11 protein-coding genes are annotated in these 16706 nt (G+C 36.5%); 6 read left to right on the top strand and 5 right to left on the bottom strand.

Translation table 11 applies throughout. The features are described 5' to 3' along the window. Positions 1–53: 53 nt before the first annotated feature. A complete protein-coding gene (locus tag IR022_RS11300; protein ID WP_082204027.1) occupies positions 54–1640 on the bottom strand; it encodes a glycosyltransferase family 39 protein in 1587 nt (528 codons plus the stop codon). Between the two features lie 246 nt (positions 1641–1886). Here IR022_RS11300 and IR022_RS11295 point away from each other — a divergent pair, with 246 nt between their 5' ends. From IR022_RS11295 to IR022_RS11270, 6 genes are all read left to right on the top strand, one after another. Then, positions 1887–2768: an AraC family transcriptional regulator gene (locus IR022_RS11295; RefSeq protein ID WP_050708259.1), complete on the top strand. Its 882-nt coding sequence runs from the start codon at positions 1887–1889 to the stop codon at positions 2766–2768. Between the two features lie 285 nt (positions 2769–3053). Then, positions 3054–6098: a SusC/RagA family TonB-linked outer membrane protein gene (locus IR022_RS11290; protein ID WP_194203757.1), complete on the top strand. Its 3045-nt coding sequence runs from the start codon at positions 3054–3056 to the stop codon at positions 6096–6098. A 132-nt stretch (positions 6099–6230) separates the two neighbouring features. Next, positions 6231–7859, top strand: coding sequence for a RagB/SusD family nutrient uptake outer membrane protein (locus IR022_RS11285; RefSeq protein WP_194203756.1), 1629 nt, complete (start codon positions 6231–6233; stop codon positions 7857–7859). Between the two features lie 100 nt (positions 7860–7959). Beyond that, on the top strand, positions 7960–9777 hold the full coding sequence (locus IR022_RS11280; protein WP_194203755.1) for an aryl-sulfate sulfotransferase: 1818 nt from the start codon (positions 7960–7962) through the stop codon (positions 9775–9777). Between the two features lie 54 nt (positions 9778–9831). Further along, positions 9832–11007: a glycosidase gene (locus IR022_RS11275; RefSeq protein WP_194203754.1), complete on the top strand. Its 1176-nt coding sequence runs from the start codon at positions 9832–9834 to the stop codon at positions 11005–11007. A 112-nt stretch (positions 11008–11119) separates the two neighbouring features. Continuing rightward, positions 11120–12529: an MFS transporter gene (locus IR022_RS11270; protein WP_199330305.1), complete on the top strand. Its 1410-nt coding sequence runs from the start codon at positions 11120–11122 to the stop codon at positions 12527–12529. Positions 12530–12638: 109 nt separating this feature from the next. Here IR022_RS11270 and guaB read toward each other — a convergent pair whose 3' ends face one another. The 4 genes from guaB to IR022_RS11250 all read right to left on the bottom strand — a co-directional run bounded on the left by guaB (position 12639) and on the right by IR022_RS11250 (position 16574). Next, on the bottom strand, positions 12639–14114 hold the full coding sequence (gene guaB / locus IR022_RS11265; protein WP_050708264.1) for an IMP dehydrogenase: 1476 nt from the start codon (positions 14112–14114) through the stop codon (positions 12639–12641). 165 nt (positions 14115–14279) lie between these two features. Next, entirely contained in the window at positions 14280–14870 is a 591-nt protein-coding gene (locus IR022_RS11260) for an outer membrane beta-barrel protein (RefSeq protein ID WP_194203753.1), read from the bottom strand. A 3-nt stretch (positions 14871–14873) separates the two neighbouring features. Then, positions 14874–15371 carry a hypothetical protein gene (locus tag IR022_RS11255; RefSeq protein WP_194203752.1) on the bottom strand — a complete coding sequence of 166 codons (498 nt, stop codon included), beginning with the start codon at positions 15369–15371 and terminating at the stop codon, positions 14874–14876. Positions 15372–15401: 30 nt separating this feature from the next. After that, positions 15402–16574 (bottom strand): C10 family peptidase, encoded by a 1173-nt coding sequence (locus tag IR022_RS11250; protein WP_194203751.1) that lies wholly within the window; start codon positions 16572–16574, stop codon positions 15402–15404. Positions 16575–16706 lie beyond the last annotated feature (132 nt).

The raw sequence follows: 16706 nt of genomic DNA, 5'->3' as shown, positions 1-16706 counted from the left end.
TCAGCAAGATAAAAGAGTTGTTGACTTCGTTTCACAAAAATACAAATAAATGTTTAATGTGTATTCTGTTGTTTTTCTCTTTCTCTATGTATTGTTTTCATTAAGAAAATTTCTTTCCCTTCAAATTTCTGGGGGTGCGTTAGTTGTATTAACGAATCCGTAATAATGTAATTGGGTCTCACTCCGTCCATGAAATGATTATTGGCTCTCGTCTGTATTACATTCTCATCGAATGATTGAGTATAATGAAAGTCAAAATCGTGAGGTAAGGTGTTTACTTCTATTAATTTAAATGGTTGGTAGCTAACCGGTGTTTTCTTCTCGCTGTAGACAAAATATAAATTGTTGTCGTTCGGATACATTATAGAGAGCATGCCCAACCATCCACAAGCGCTGAATGTTGAGATAAAGACTGTTTTATCGGTGTTTTTGCCTTCAAAATATTTCTGGATTTCTGCATATTCGTTATTCGTTTTCTCCATGTGCTCTTTTTCTGAAAAAAAACGTGCAACAGAAAGAATTAATAACATCCAGATACTTGTGGTTATAAGTATTCTGGCTCTCTTAGCTCCTGATCCATACAATTCGGCCACTAATATTGATATTCCTAAGGCTAAACAACCTAGTAGGGTAGTCATATATCTGGGAATCATAATGGGTTTCATTATATAAGATATAATAATAGCTGAAATAACGGGAATGAAGAATGCAGCTATAAATGCCAAAGCGGTTATAACTTTAGTCCGATTTAGTTTTTTATATTCCTTTACTATTGCTCCCGCCAAAGCTGCTAATAATAGCAGCATGAACGATAATGCTACTGCCATTACAGGAAGTGTAAATATGGTGTAAGGGTGTGTAGGCTCTTTGGGAGAAAATAGATAATAAGAGAATAACAAAAGATCTTTCAATGTAAGTTTTGTAATCCAATAGTTATGATTAACGGCTGTTACTTGACTGATTAACTCAGGAATCCAAATAGCATATCCAATCATAAATGCAACAATAGCAACTATGGTGTAACTTAGTTTTTTCTTATTGATAATTAAAAAGAATAGGAGTATTCCAAATATGGTGGCAGATCCCATCAACGAATAGTAGTGAGTATAGGAAGCGCAGAGAGCTGTAAATAATAAAAGGAGATTATTTAAAAGGCTCGAGTTTTTAAATACTTTGTAGGCTGCCAGAGCATTTGCCAAAGTGAAAAACATGGTCCATGAATACATGCGTATTTCATCGGCTAAATATTGTGTGACAGGTAGTAATGTAACTATCACGATAAAGACGAGAGAAACGCTTGCTCCAAAATATCGTCGAATAGGGAACATTGCTAATAAGAAGACTCCTAATATTCCCAACACTGAAAATATCCTGAGAGTGAGTAAAGAGTTACCAAATAGAAAGGCAAAGCTCTTCAACATAAAGTAATAGAGTGGGGGATGAACATCGGCGGCTGTTATTTTCCATATTTCAAAAAATGAATGTTGTATCATAGCCATTGAGTATGCTTCATCAAAAACGAACGAATCGTTATAAGCGGCAATAAATAGGAACAAAGAGATAGCCATTAAAGCGATCATAATGCTGGTCATTCTCTTTGTCGATGAACAGAAGGCTGCTAATCGGTTTTTAAAATCCATAATTTATGTAGTCTGTTTATTAGAGATATATGCTAGTTATTAATTTATATTATACGATCATAAATATAAATTGGTTTGAATACAAAACTAATTGAAAAAAGAGAAAGAAACTATGGTTAAAATTATTATTTAGAAACTATTTATAACTTATTCTATGTAAACTTAGACTTTTAATGTTACTATTTTTGCTAAATTCATAAATTTAGCCTTAAATATGTATAGATATCAGCCTTTAAATTGTGTATTATGAGAAAATCGATGTTCAGAGAAGTTACACCACTTTCAGAGGGAGATTGCTTCGTTGTTTTTTCACGTATTAAATCCGAATTTTCATTTCCTATACATGCACATACAGAATATGAGTTGAATTTTATTGAAAATGGAAAGAATGCTCAACGCGTTGTGGGTGATAGTGTTGAGTTAATTGATGATCTGGAATTAACTCTCATAACAGGACCTGACCTTGAGCACGCATGGCTGAATCATGAATGTACTTCCCGAAAAATAACAGAGATTACCATACAGTTTCACCCCGATTTGTTGAGTGATCAGCTATTGATGCGAAATCAGTTTAAGTCGGTGAAGGAGATGTTTCAAAAAGCCATTCATGGAGTAACCTTTTCTCGTGATATTATCTGCCAGATTATGCCACGTCTCAAAATGTTGGCAGAGAAGCCTCAGGGAGCACACTCAGTCTTACAATTGTTTTCTATACTTTACGATTTATCTCTGTCATTAGATATGAGGGTTCTTTCGAATGAGTCTTTCTCGGTAAATTCTCAACATTTTGATAGTAGGAGAATCGAAAAGGCATATGTTTATATGCATAAGAATTATGACCAACAAATAATGCTTGCTGATGTAGCATCGCATATTGGAATGAGTGAAGTTGCATTTAGCCGGTTTATGAAGAAATGCACAGGCAAAAATTTTGTAGATGCACTCAATGATATTCGTTTAGGTATTGCCTGCCAAAAGTTGGTAGATACAACTCATAGTGTTTCCGAAATCTGTTTTGCCAGTGGTTTCAATAATTTGTCGAATTTTAATAGAATATTTCATCGAAAGAAAGGGTGTACTCCCAGAGACTTCAGAGCCAGCTACTGGAAGAATCGAATTATGTTATGAAACACATTTCTTGTAAGCCTTAATAATGATACTTTTCATACTTTCCTTTATATTGTATCTTGTTTTTAATGAGGTGAATATACAAATTTTCACAAATGTTGTATTTTTTAATGGTACAAAAAGTATCATTATTGAGTAAAATACTACTTGTTTCCTCTTCTTGACTCCTCTACTTTTACCTCCGTCAACCAAAGTCTTATTTTAAAATAATTTATACTGCGAAGTGTGATTTTTTAATTATTTAAAGACCACAATCTTGGTGAAAACCTAATACCATTTATTTGTATGAAAAACAAGATCATTATTTCATTAGTATTTTTTGTGACTTCCTTTTCTTTATTATTTGCTCAAGGGACAATGATAACTGGAAATGTGAAGGAAGCATCAACAAGCGATCCTATGCCTGGCGTAACGGTACAGCTAAAAGGCAAAAATCTGGCTACTTCTACTGATTTGGATGGTAATTATTCTATTGCCGCTCAAAAAGGTGATGTCTTAGTATTTTCTTTTTTAGGTATGAAACCCCTGTCGGTTACTGTAACGTCTGACTCTCCTCTTAACGTAAAACTCGAAGACGACAATGTGAGTCTCGATCAAGTAGTAGTTATTGGATACGGTACTGTCAAGAAAAGTGATTTGACAGGAGCTGTTTCCTCTATTTCGGCTAAAGATATGCAAGCTGATATTGCGCAGAATACGGCAAGTGCTTTGCAAGGTCGTATACCGGGAGTATCGGTTTCGAATACAAGTGGTCGTCCCGGAGCAGGGATGAATATTAATGTCAGAGGAGTATCGTCTCTGACCAATAATACACCTCTTTATGTGATTGATGGTGTGTATGGAGACATTAATATGCTTGATCCTGCTGATATAGCTTCTATAGAAGTATTGAAGGATGCCTCGGCTGCTGCGATATATGGATCGAGGGCTGCCAGTGGGGTAGTAATCATCACAACTATTGCTGGACGAAAAGATACACCTAGTAAAATAAGACTAAATGTATATGCTGGTATTCAGCAATTACCCAAGAAAATGGATGTTTTGAATGGACCTGAATGGCTTTCTGTGGTGAATGCTCCTTCTGATTCAAAATATGCAGCAAACCTTTCGGGCAATGGTACCGATTGGCAAGATGAAGTGTATAGAACCGGAACTATTTATAAAGCGAATCTTGGAATAAGTGGAGGTTCTAAAACATCTGTTTACAGTACATCTTTAGGCTATATAAGTCAAGAAGGTATTATGATTAATAGTAAGTATGAAGCCTTCAACATGAGAACCAAAAATCAGTACTCTTTCTTGAACAATAAGCTGAGACTTGGAGAATCTTTGATTTTAAAAATAGCCAAAGATAAAGGTGTCGATAATCCGGCAGTCGTAACACAAACATTACGTATGTCTCCAATTGTTCCGGTGCATGATGAAACAAGATTGGGAGGATGGGCGTCTACTGAAAGCTGGATGACAAATGTGGCGAATCCTGTAGGAGATATTCATGCCAATAGTAGTTGGGATAATAATTTTTCACGACTAACTCAAATCCTGATAAATGCTTATGCTGAGGCGGATCTTTATAAAGGCTTGCGTTATAAACTGAATTTGGGTATAAACCAAGATAATGGAACAACTAAAGCATTCCGAGATATATATAATTTCGGTAATGCGGGTATGAACGAACTTCCTGACTTGAAAGAGGGTTCATCGGAATCACATTCATGGCTTTTAGAGAATACTTTAAACTATGACAATACATTTGGCAAACACACTGTTTCCGGATTATTAGGATATTCGGCTCAACGATATAGGTACCGTGTTATTTCAGCCGGTCGTGAAGAATTACCTATTGGTGTAAGTACAATAAACGGAGGTAGTGCCGATAGTCAATCTGCAAGTGGTTCTGCTAACGAAAACTCGATAGTGTCTGCATTCGGGCGACTTATGTATAGTTATGATTCTCGTTATATGTTTTCGTTCTCTGTTCGTCGTGATGGATCTTCACGTTTTGCAGACGGTCATCGTTACGGAACATTCCCTTCAGCTTCTGCTGGATGGAATATCCAGAATGAAAAATTTGCCGAACCTTTGAAAAAGGTTTTCGATGAGCTTAAATTAAGAGCCAGTTATGGTAAATTGGGTAATCAGGAAATCGGAAATTACTTGACTCAAAGTACGGTTAGAAGAGGTATAAACTATGTACAAGGATCTTCTTGGTGGATGGGTGGAATGCCCGGAATCAATTGGGTATCTCCACAGGATTTGACATGGGAAGAAACGGCTACTTCAAATATCGGACTCGATGCTAGTCTTTTCAATGGCAAATTATCCTTAACAGCAGATGCATTTATACAAACAACTGATGGTGTATTGTTGGGTATAAATATGCCTTCATCAACAGGTCTTGCTGGTAGCCCTATTTTGAATGCCGGTCAAATAGAGAATAAAGGGTTAGAACTATCTCTTACTCATCGCAACTCTGTAGGTAAAGTATATTATAGCTTAACCGGTAATATATCGACTATACAGAATAAGGTGAAAAAAATAACAATCGGAAATCAACAAGAATTTCCCGGATATAGTCCTCAAGGATTGGGTACAGTTACATGGGCAAAAGTAGGTGATCCTATAGGTTCTTTCTATCTGGTGGAAACAGACGGAATTTTCCAAAGCAAAGAAGAAATTCAGGCTTATAAAGATAAGAATGGTAACCTTATTCAACCCAATGCCGAGCCCGGAGATATTCGTTTTGTAGATGCAAATGGCGATGGTTCTATTACAGATGGCGATGCTCGTTATGCAGGAAGTCCTTTCCCCGATTTTAGCTTTGGATTTAGAGCCAATGCCGAGTGGAATAATTTTGATATAAGTTTCTTCTTTGACGGAATGTCGGGTAATAAAATCTTCAACTTTACCCGTTATAGAATGGAGTCAATGATTGATATTACAAATTATGGAAGCAGAGTATTAGATGCGTGGACTCCTACCAATACACATACAAGCATGCCTCGTTTCGAGATTACAGACCCGAATAAAAACTCACGCGTGGCAAGTGATCGCTGGCTCGAAGATGGTTCTTTCATTCGTTTGAAGACTTTCGAATTTGGTTATACTCTGCCTAAAGCCATGTTGAGTAAATTAAATATTGAGCATTTAAGAATCTTCTCCGCTTGCGAAAACCTATTTACTATTACAGGCTATAAAGGTTATACACCTGATTTAGGAGAAAATAATCATAGTAATACGGGAACAAGCTCTGCTTTAACCAGAGGAACAGACCATGGACGTTATCCTATACCTCGAGTTATATCTTTCGGTATACAGTTCTATCTCTAAAACAATATTTCCCTATCTATTTAATAAATAGAAATACATAATGATATATTTCAGAGTTATAGCATTTTATAGATGTTATACTCACCTAAATTTTAAATAGGTCTGAGACCTTAACTGATAAAATAACATAGAATGAAAGCAAATATATTGACAAAAATAGCCTTATCTGCATTATTGGGATGTTCGGTTATTGCCTGCGATGAAGCAAGTTTTCTGGATACATCAAATCCCAATGAAGTAACCAATGATAACTTCTGGCGGGATGAGGCAGACGCCAATTCGGCTATGGCTACAATCTATTCTCCTATCAGGGGACAGATGTATGGTTACTTTGGAGCTTTTACTGGTTTTCAGAACCAAAATGTAAGAGCTGACGATGTGTGGACAATTTATGATGACCTGCAAACATGGGATATCGCTGTATTTCAAAATGATCCGAATACAGACCGTTATGATTTTGGAAGTTTTTATTCATCCATAAACAGAGCAAATGTCTTTTTGGAAAATATTGACAGAGTTCCTATGGACGATGCCCAAAAAGACCAAATGATTGGAGAGGCACATTTTCTTCGTGGATTTAATTACTTCTTATTGGTAACCAATTATGGTGAAGCTCCCTTACGCCTAAAACCAGTTGTATTTACTGCAGATGCTATGGCGCCTAGCGCTTCGTCTGAAGAGTTGTGGAAGCAAGTGATGGCTGATATGACCGAAGCTAAAAACAGACTACCTATCGATCGTCCCGCAGAAGAAGCAGGGCGTGTAACAAAAGGTGCTGCAATTGCTTATCTGGGCAAATCGTATATCTATCAGAAACAGTATAAAGAAGGAAAACAAGAGCTTGAAATCATAATGAAAAGCCCCTATAAGTATGACCTGATGGCTAATTATGAGGATAACTTTACCCCCAACTTTAAGTTTAATAAAGAATCGATCTTTGAACTTAACTACGCCAAATATGGTAGTGGAAGTTGGAACGCAGAAGGTGCAAACGATACTCAGGGAATGGTATTACCCAATTTTATAGGTACTCCGCTTACAGGAGGTTGGTTTAAGATGATGCCTACTGCATCGATCATCGATGAATTTCTGGTAGAAAAACGTCCTAATGGATCAGAATCACTTTTCGATAAGCGAATATATACCAACTTCTTCTTTAAATATTCGGATTACGGAGATGTAAAGGCAGATGAAAAATGGTATGGAAATCGTTATAGCTTCGATCAGCTATGGAAATCGACTGAAGGTAAAAGATCGGGAGGAAAACAGCCCATCTATTCTGAAATTAATGGAAAAGAAGGACGCTTTTTGCCTAAAAAATTTACAGCTTTCTGGCTTGATAAGGAAAATGGCGATAGCATGTATAATCCTGAGCCAATAGATAATAATTACCGAGTTATGCGTTTTGCCGAAATTCTATTACTGCATGCAGAAGCTGCAATCAATAGTGGAAATTTAGCAGAAGCTGCAACAGATCTTAACCGCATAAGAAATCGAGCAGGCTTACCCAATAAAACATGGGGTGGAGCAAGTGAGCTAATGGCAGAAATCCAACATCAAAATTTACTTGAGTTTTGGTTTGAAGGACATCGTTTCTTCGACTTGCAACGCTGGCATACAGCTCTCGAAATCAAAGATATTTTCGTGAAAAACAAAAAGCAAGGAGCCGATAAATTCAAAGAAAAATATACGGTATACCCACTACCTCAATCAGAATTAAATACTAATACAGAAATCCAACAACACCCGTTGTGGAGATAATATGAAAAACACGCATATTTGGGAATAGAAGGGGAGAGGATGATTCCTTCATCCCTCCCTTCTCTATTAAAGGGAATGATTGAATTTTAAATTGGATAGTATGAAAAATACAAGAATGAAAATTACTAAACAACTATTTAGTAAGATATTAATATTCATATTGGTTACAGTGTTTGTTTATTCTTGTGATAAAGATGATCATTCAGGTGGTTTACCAACTTCGCCTTCTGGTGAAGTTTTGAAATCGCTTATTTTGGAAGGCAGCTTGCTTATAGAAGCTTCAAAGCAAGGGGATAAAACTCATTTTGTTTTTGAGACTGATACCTTAGATATTCCTTCAGTTGAAATACGGTCATTGGAGATGGATAAGGAGAAGTGGAATACCAAACTAACTTTTTCTGATAATTCGGTTCTGGAAATTCCGACTCTCGGAAATGCTATAAAGATTGATAAAAGTCTGGTGAAACTTAATCCTACGGGTTATGCACAGCTTTCGGCTCAGTTAACTTACTCGGCACCGGTTGAGGGAAAGATTAAGATGAGAATAAAGAGTAAGAATAAAAACGTTGAAGATATAACACATCTTTTTACAAAATACGGATATAATCATCAAGTCTACTTACATGGGTTATATGCCGACTATAACAATACAGTTTATATATCGCTGACTGATAAAAAAGGAAATGAACGAGCTACAGATTCTGTAACAATAAAAACAGAACCTATATTTATTGCTATGCCCGAAATAAGGGTTAGTAAATCTGATGCTTCTAAAATGGAAGCAGGGCTCACATTAGTCAGTTATATTGGAGATCATGAGTATGATACATCGCGTCCTTTTATGATAGATGCAGCTGGTGAAGTTAGGTGGTTTCTGTCGTTGAAAGGTCATCCTTTGTTACAATATTTTGCTGCCTGCTCGGGGCTTAAACGTCTAAAAGATGGTAATTTTTTAACTGCTGGATTAGCTTCTGGTTTGATATATGAACTGAATATGGTAGGTGAAGTTATCAAAACATGGGACATCGGAGCAAAAGGGTATGATTTCCATCGCGATATTATAGAGATTCCCAATGGTAACTTTATTCTTGCAGCAATCAACAAAAATAGTGTTGGTGGTTATGTTTTCGATGAAATGATTGAAGTAAACCGCGAAACAGGGGCTATTGTTACTGTATGGGATTTCAAGCAGTCTTTAGATGAAAACAGAAAAGAATATACCGACCATTTTAGTCCGAAAGATTGGGCTCATCAAAACGGTATTGCATATTCAGAAAGCGATGATGCAGTTATAGTTTCTCATCGTTTTCAAGGAGTAGCCAAGTTGGATCGTAATAATCGTGTGAAATGGATACTATCACCCCATAGAGGTTGGACTAAAAATAGAAGGAATGAAATGCTAGCTTCTTACTTGTTACAACCATTGGATGGTGCAGGCAATACAATACAAGATGAGGATGTGAAAAATGGATACCGTGCCTCTGATTCGTTCGATTGGTCATGGGGACCTCACTGTCCTGTACTTCTTTCGGATGGTAAGTTATTACTTTTTGATAATGGATATTACAGACATTATGGTGTCGAAAAAGATAAACCGTATAGTAGAGCTGTTGAATATAAGATCAATGAATCGGGAATGACAATACAGCAAACCTGGGAATTTGGTAAAGAACTCGGAAAGAATGGCTATTCATCCATTGTTTCTTCTGCTCAATATTTGCCTCAGACCGATCATATATTATTCGGATCGGGAGCAATAGGCTTCGTAGGTAAAGAGGTAAATGCACAAGGGGGAGGACGCATTGTTGAGGTTGACTATAAAACAAAACAGATAGTGTTTGATGTAGAAATGCAAGTGCCTAACTTTTATGTTTTCCATCGAGTGATGCGTATAGCTTTGTATCCCGACAATGAATAAATAGAATATTATATTTTAAAACAACTATAACTGGCAAACTTAACAAGGAATATTATGGCAGATTTTTTTAATAACAGACTAGATGTTATAAATGAGCGATATAGAGAATTAATTGAACGTAAGAATGAAAAAATATTACCGGGCAATGGAATTTTCGAACGCTACAAATACCCTATATTAACAGCAGAACACACTCCGGTTTTTTGGCGTTATGATATGAATCGCGAAACAAACCCTTACTTTATGGAGCGTTTTGGGATTAATGCGGTCTTTAATGCAGGTGCTATTAAATGGCAGGGAAAATATCTGATAATAGCCCGTGTTGAAGGATATGATAGAAAATCATTTTTTGCAATAGCAGAAAGTCCTAATGGTGTCGATAACTTTCGATTCTGGGATTATCCTATTTTATTGCCCGAAACGGAAAATTTGGGAACAAATGTCTATGATATACGTTTAACTGCACATGAAGATGGCTGGATATATGGTATCTTCTGTGTTGAAAGAAGAGACCCATCAGCAGCAAAAGGTGATTTATCCTCTGCTATGGCAACAGCGGGAATTGTAAGAACCAGAGACCTTAAAGAATGGGAGCGTTTACCCGACCTTATTTCTAATAGTCAGCAACGTAATGTGGTATTGCATCCTGAATTTGTCAACGGAAAATACGCTCTTTATACACGTCCGCAAGATAGCTTTATTGATGCCGGAAAGGGTGGGGGTATAGGTTGGGCATTGGTAGATGATATGACTCATGCTAAAGTAGAGGAAGAAAAAATTATCAATTATCGCTATTATCATACCATCAAGGAAGCCAAGAACGGAGAAGGGCCTCACCCGATTAAAACACCTAAGGGATGGTTACATTTGGCTCATGGGGTGAGAAATTGTGCTGCGGGCTTACGTTATGTTCTTTACCTGTATTTGACTGATCTTGAAGATCCGACGAAACTAATAGCCGAACCCGGTGGTTATTTTATGGCTCCCGTTGGAGAAGAGCGGGTAGGGGATGTCTCCAATGTGTTGTTTAGTAACGGATGGATAGTGGATGACGATGGAACCGTTTATATCTATTATGCATCATCGGATACTACTATGCATGTAGCAACTTCATCTATTAACAGGTTGTTGGATTATTGTTTGAATACAGCTCCCGATGGTTATAGGTCTTCTAAATCTGTTGAAACCTTGAATCAAATAATAGATAAGAATCGACAAATAAAGTCATAGTTTATAAAGATTTCAGACCTATTTATTGCCTAAGGTAAGAGTTACAGCAATAATTAGTTGTCACGATTATATATGTAGCAATAAATAGTTGAAATTACTTAAAATATATCTAATGAGTACAAGTACAGAGATAGTAAAATTAAAAGAGAAGATAGGTTACGGGCTTGGCGATGCAGCTTCATCAATGTTTTGGAAGTTGTTCACCATGTATTTACTGTTCTTTTATACCGATGTCTTTGGTATGGAAGCAGCTGTGGGCGGTACTATGTTTCTTATAACCCGTATTTGGGATTCTCTTCTAGATCCGGTAATTGGTGTAATGGCAGATCGTACCGAAAGCCGATGGGGAAAATTCAGACCCTACTTACTGTGGGTGGCAATACCCTTTGCCGTGATTGGGGTCTTTACTTTTACAACTCCTGATTTTGGGACTTCGGGCAAGATTGTTTATGCCTATGTTACTTACTCTTTGATGATGATGATTTATTCTTTAATTAACGTTCCGTACGCTTCTTTGCTGGGAGTGATGTCTCCTGATCCTAAGACTAGAACTGAACTTTCATCCTACCGCATGATTTTTGCTTTTATAGGCAGTATTTTGGTATTGCTTTTGGTAGAACCTTTGGTGGAGTTCTTTAGTAAAGGGTCTGGGGATGCGCTTCCTAATTTAAGGTTTGGATGGCAGATGGCTGGTGTCGTTTTTGGAGTGATAGCCGTTATCTTCTTTCTAGGGTGCTTTTTGTGGACAAAAGAACGGGTAAAACCTATTAATGAGTCAACTAATTCGTTGAAAGACGATGTAATGGATCTCTTGAAAAATAAGCCTTGGTGGATTTTGCTAGGAGCGGGTATAGCTACCTTGATATTCAATTCGATAAGAGATGGTGCTGCTGTTTACTATTTCAAGTATTATGTAGCCGACGTTCCCGGATTTTCTCTAGGTTTTAGTGATTCATCTTTGTCTCTTACAACTATCTATCTGGTTTTGGGGCAAGCTGCCAATATAGTTGGGATTATTCTTGTAACACCTCTTTCAGGCAAAATAGGCAAGAAATTTACTTATCTTTTGGCTATGTCATGTGCTGCGGTATTCAGCGTTATTTTCTACTTCTTGAAAAGCACTGATGTTGCTCTAATTCTTGTTTTACAGGTTCTTATCAGTATTTGTGCTGGTGCTGTAACACCGTTGCTGTGGTCGATGTACGCGGATATCGCCGATTATTCAGAATGGAAAAGCGGACGAAGAGCCACAGGGCTTATATTCTCATCTTCTTCGATGTCTCAAAAATTCGGATGGTCTATTGGTGGTGCTTTAACAGGATGGCTACTGGCTTATTTTGGTTTTAAAGCAAATGTGGTACAAACCGAAGAGGCTCAATATGGAATCCGCTTGATGCTTAGTTTCCTTCCTGCCGCAGGTACGATTCTTTCCGTTATATTTATATCCTTTTATCCTCTTTCCGAAAAGAAGTTAGTGAATATAACTAAAGAGTTGAAAGCTCAACGAGACAATGCAGAGTAATAGAGGTACTAATAGTCTTGTTGCAAAATAGTTTGACTGATAATTAATATAAAAAGGGTTTCAAATTCGTATTTGAAACCCTTTTCTAATGTTTTCTATTTTATTTATATTATTCGCCTCGGCTATAGTTAGGAGCCTCGCTTGTAATAGCTACATCATGAGGGTGACTTTCGGCAACACCTGCATTCGTGATACGAGTAAATTTGGCATTGTGTAGTGTTTTTATGTCCTTTGCTCCACAATATCCCATACCTGCACGTAATCCTCCTAGCATTTGGTAAACAACTTCAAACAAAGTACCCTTGAATGGTACGCGTGCAGCGATACCTTCGGGAACAAGTTTCTTTATATCTGCTTCCATATCTTGGAAATATCGGTCTTTTGAGCCTTTTTCCATGGCTTCCAATGAACCCATTCCACGATATGATTTGAATTTACGTCCGTTGAAAATAATGGTTTCACCCGGTGACTCTTCAACTCCTGCTAGTAACGATCCCATCATAACAGAGTATCCTCCTGCTGCAAGAGCTTTTACGATATCTCCCGAATAACGAAGTCCACCATCTGCAATCAAAGGAACACCTGTTCCTTCAAGAGCTTTTGCTACATCATATATAGCTGATAGTTGAGGTACACCTACTCCGGCTACTACACGTGTTGTACAGATTGATCCGGGACCTATACCTACTTTTACACCATCGGCTCCGGCTTCTACTAAATATTTAGCAGCTTCGCCCGTAGCTATATTTCCTACTACTACATCTACATCGGGGTATGTCTTTTTTACGAGTCTCAATACTTCGGTTACACCTTTTGAGTGCCCGTGTGCAGTATCAATAACAATAGCATCTACTCCGGCTTCCACTAAGGCTGTTACACGCTCTAAAGTATCGTGAGTAACACCAACACCTGCGGCAACTCTAAGACGACCAAATTCGTCTTTACAAGCAAAAGGTTTGTCTTTCGCTTTGGTGATATCTTTATATGTAATAAGTCCTATTAATGTATTATTAGCATCCACCACAGGAAGTTTTTCAATCTTGTGGTGTTGTAAAATGTCAGCAGCAGCTTCAAGGTCAGTCGATTGTTTTGTAGTGATTAGGTTTTCACTAGTCATCACATCTGCAATCAGCTTACTCATATCTCTTTGGAAACGAAGGTCGCGATTGGTTACAATACCTACCAGTTTGTTTGCAGTATCAACAACGGGAATACCTCCAATTTTGTACTCAGCCATCAGTGCTAAGGCAGCGCCTACGGTTTTGTCTTTTTCTATACTCACGGGATTAGAGATCATACCATTCTCAGCTCTCTTTACGTATTTCACCTGCTGAGCTTGCTCCTGTATAGTCATATTCTTGTGAATAACACCTATACCGCCTTCACGGGCAATAGCAATAGCTAGCTTAGCTTCTGTAACAGTATCCATTGCCGCTGAGACAAAAGGGATATTCAATGTTATGTTTTTTGAAAACTTTGTCGAGAGGTCGACATTTCGGGGAAGAACATCGGAGTAGGCAGGTATCAACAGTACATCGTCGAAAGTGAGCCCATCCATAACTATTTTATCTGCAATAAATGACATAAGACTATACCTTAAATTTTTATTGCATGCAAATATACTTATTTTTAATTGGTTTGAACTAATTGTTTTATTAAAATTTAGCAACTCTATATTTTTTAGAAGTTAAGCATTACCTTAAATAAAAAAGTCCCTGATATTTTCTTCAGAGACTTATCTTAAGTATTGTTAAAGTTTATATCCTAGACTTAGTCGAAATGATGTATGTTGAGATGATCCATCTTTTTCTGCATCAGTTAACCCTTGTTGATATATTAGTCCTGTATATATGCGATTAAATAAGAACCCAGCTCCAATATTGAATCCTACATCAGAGCGATTAAATTGATTGAATGGTGATTTTTTTATTGTATTTTCAGAGTTATATGTCATATGATCTCTTCCAAATAAACCCTGTCGTACATAAAGGCCAATATCTAACACAAAATTGGCTTGTTTTCCAATTGGAGGGCGGAATGACAGTTGCAGAGGTGCTTCAAGAGCGTAGATTTCTATAAATCCTTTTCCTTGTTCAGCAGAAGGGTTAAAAGCAGTTTCTCTGTTTTTACCTAAAGTTGTAAATAATAATCCGGGTTGTAGGTATAACTTATCTGATAGAAGGAAATCGTAAGTCACTCCTAAGTGAAAACCTAAGCGTGGATTACTATAAAAGTGAGGTTTAATCCAATCGCCATTCAATCCTCCTTTTATACCCCATTGAGAATATACAGGTATAATTGAAATTAAAATCAAAAATAAAGAGATTAATCGGTATTTCATATTCTATTTTATTATTGTAAATGTTGGATTATCACCTGTAGGATTCCATATAGAATCATTGTATGATGTCATTATACAGCTAAGAATGTTTGTTTCTCTTTTGACTATACTCTTAATTGTATCAGTGCGGTCTTCATTAAATTCTATATATGTGTAAGAGAAATTATCTTTTGTTACCTCATTGTTTAGAAAAAGTACCATTGTATATTGCTTTTCATTCAATTCTTCAGGAGAGTAAATTCTATATCCTTTGGGATAATCAAGAGAGTATCCGTTTCCTGCATTATACTTTGAGCATTCAATTTTATTACCATCAATGAGATAATATATTTTTATTCTATCTATGTTGATCGCATTTTCGGTATTCGGATTTAATAAATCATTTCCTTTTATATCCGTAATATAAAATTTTTGAACTGCTATCACACTAAATTCATTGTCATTACTACATGCAAATAATAGGGGCATTATTAATATTATTGTTACTATTAGCTTTTTCATATATGTATATTTAAAATTTTGTTGTTTGTATTATGGTTTAATATCGTACACGATTTCGGTCCTATTGTTATAGCCATTATTATTTCTTTCTGGAGCCCAATTACCATGATCAAACCATCCATTGTATAGTCCATTATCCCATCCCCAATTCATATGGAAAAATAATGCTGAAGAGAATCCTCCATTTGGGTTGCATGATTTATGTCTAGAGTATCCATCACATACCCATGCATGTCCATTTGGGTATATTCCTATGGTTCCCCATACTGAATCTGTAGCACCACCTAATATAACAGGTGATTTAGCATCTATCTGATTAATAACTAGATGATAGTCACTAGTACCATAGCTTTTATGTTTAGCAGAGTTATATCCTAATGATTTTAATGTTTTAGGAATATCGCTAACATAGGCACTTGAGCCATCACACTTATAGTCTATCTTTAAATATATTCCTAAGTCTCTCATTAATATGGCTGTTTCATCGCTCCCATATGTATCAGGCATTACACTCCAATTGAAGCTTTTTGGATATTTATGATATCCCATTACTTGTGCAGTGGCAACAGCTACACAACCAGCTGGAGCTTTTCCTTCAGGATTATACCAAGTTTTATCACATCCAGTTTTGGGAACTCTATTATTGTATCCGTTGTATTGCCCCCATTCTGTTTTGAGAAGAGGGCCTACTCGAATGACTTCATCATTGCAAGGATCTATTTCTTGGGGTATTTGTTGATCTTCAATCTGATTTATTCTTTGGTTTGTTATCCGGATTTCACTAATATATGCATCAGTATTGTCAAGCCATTCAATTAAGCCTGTTGGCATATTTTTTAAATCAAGATTAAAATTTCCTTCTGTAGAGAATGCTAAAACCGGATCTGCTCTTTTATCTCCTGCAATAATCGAAAAGCCACTATTGTTTTTATAATTAACAATATAGAAGGATGGTTTTTTTTCGTTTCCGATGGGTGTTATGTTATCTACTTCCAGATAGGTACTCGTACTTCTTGTTGAAGATTTTGTATTGTCAATTGGAAATTCGAACATTGTTGCAATGGCAATAGCTTCTCTGTTATCTACAAAATTTGTGTCACTGCTGATTTGGAAGTTTATAACATCAAAATTTTCATCTTTACTACATGAGGAAAAGTAAGTCGACACTAAAAGTCCTAATAAAAGGAGTTTTATTTTTTTCATATTGTGTTAAGTTTATAGTTTGGTAACTATAGGGATTTAATTTGTGTAATTGGTCTTGTAATCTTTAGTTTGTTCTCCAAATATAAATAAATTTCTGCTACTAAGAAATTTCATGACATGTGTGGTATGTAT

The sequence above is a fragment of the Dysgonomonas sp. GY617 genome (assembly GCF_015233815.1).
Taxonomy (GTDB): Bacteria; Bacteroidota; Bacteroidia; order Bacteroidales; family Dysgonomonadaceae; genus Dysgonomonas_A.
This window is presented reverse-complemented; position numbering and strand designations above follow the sequence as displayed.

Excerpts from the sequence above, each read along its gene's own strand:
- IR022_RS11280 (WP_194203755.1), top strand. The coding sequence starts at position 7,960 with ATGAAAAATACAAGAATGAAAATTACTAAACAACTATTTAGTAAGATA.
- IR022_RS11290 (WP_194203757.1), top strand. The coding sequence starts at position 3,054 with ATGAAAAACAAGATCATTATTTCATTAGTATTTTTTGTGACTTCCTTT.
- IR022_RS11275 (WP_194203754.1), top strand. The coding sequence starts at position 9,832 with ATGGCAGATTTTTTTAATAACAGACTAGATGTTATAAATGAGCGATAT.
- IR022_RS11300 (WP_082204027.1), bottom strand. The coding sequence starts at position 1,640 with ATGGATTTTAAAAACCGATTAGCAGCCTTCTGTTCATCGACAAAGAGA.
- IR022_RS11255 (WP_194203752.1), bottom strand. The coding sequence starts at position 15,371 with ATGAAAAAGCTAATAGTAACAATAATATTAATAATGCCCCTATTATTT.
- IR022_RS11285 (WP_194203756.1), top strand. The coding sequence starts at position 6,231 with ATGAAAGCAAATATATTGACAAAAATAGCCTTATCTGCATTATTGGGA.
- guaB (WP_050708264.1), bottom strand. The coding sequence starts at position 14,114 with ATGTCATTTATTGCAGATAAAATAGTTATGGATGGGCTCACTTTCGAC.
- IR022_RS11295 (WP_050708259.1), top strand. The coding sequence starts at position 1,887 with ATGAGAAAATCGATGTTCAGAGAAGTTACACCACTTTCAGAGGGAGAT.
- IR022_RS11250 (WP_194203751.1), bottom strand. The coding sequence starts at position 16,574 with ATGAAAAAAATAAAACTCCTTTTATTAGGACTTTTAGTGTCGACTTAC.
- IR022_RS11270 (WP_199330305.1), top strand. The coding sequence starts at position 11,120 with ATGAGTACAAGTACAGAGATAGTAAAATTAAAAGAGAAGATAGGTTAC.
- IR022_RS11260 (WP_194203753.1), bottom strand. The coding sequence starts at position 14,870 with ATGAAATACCGATTAATCTCTTTATTTTTGATTTTAATTTCAATTATA.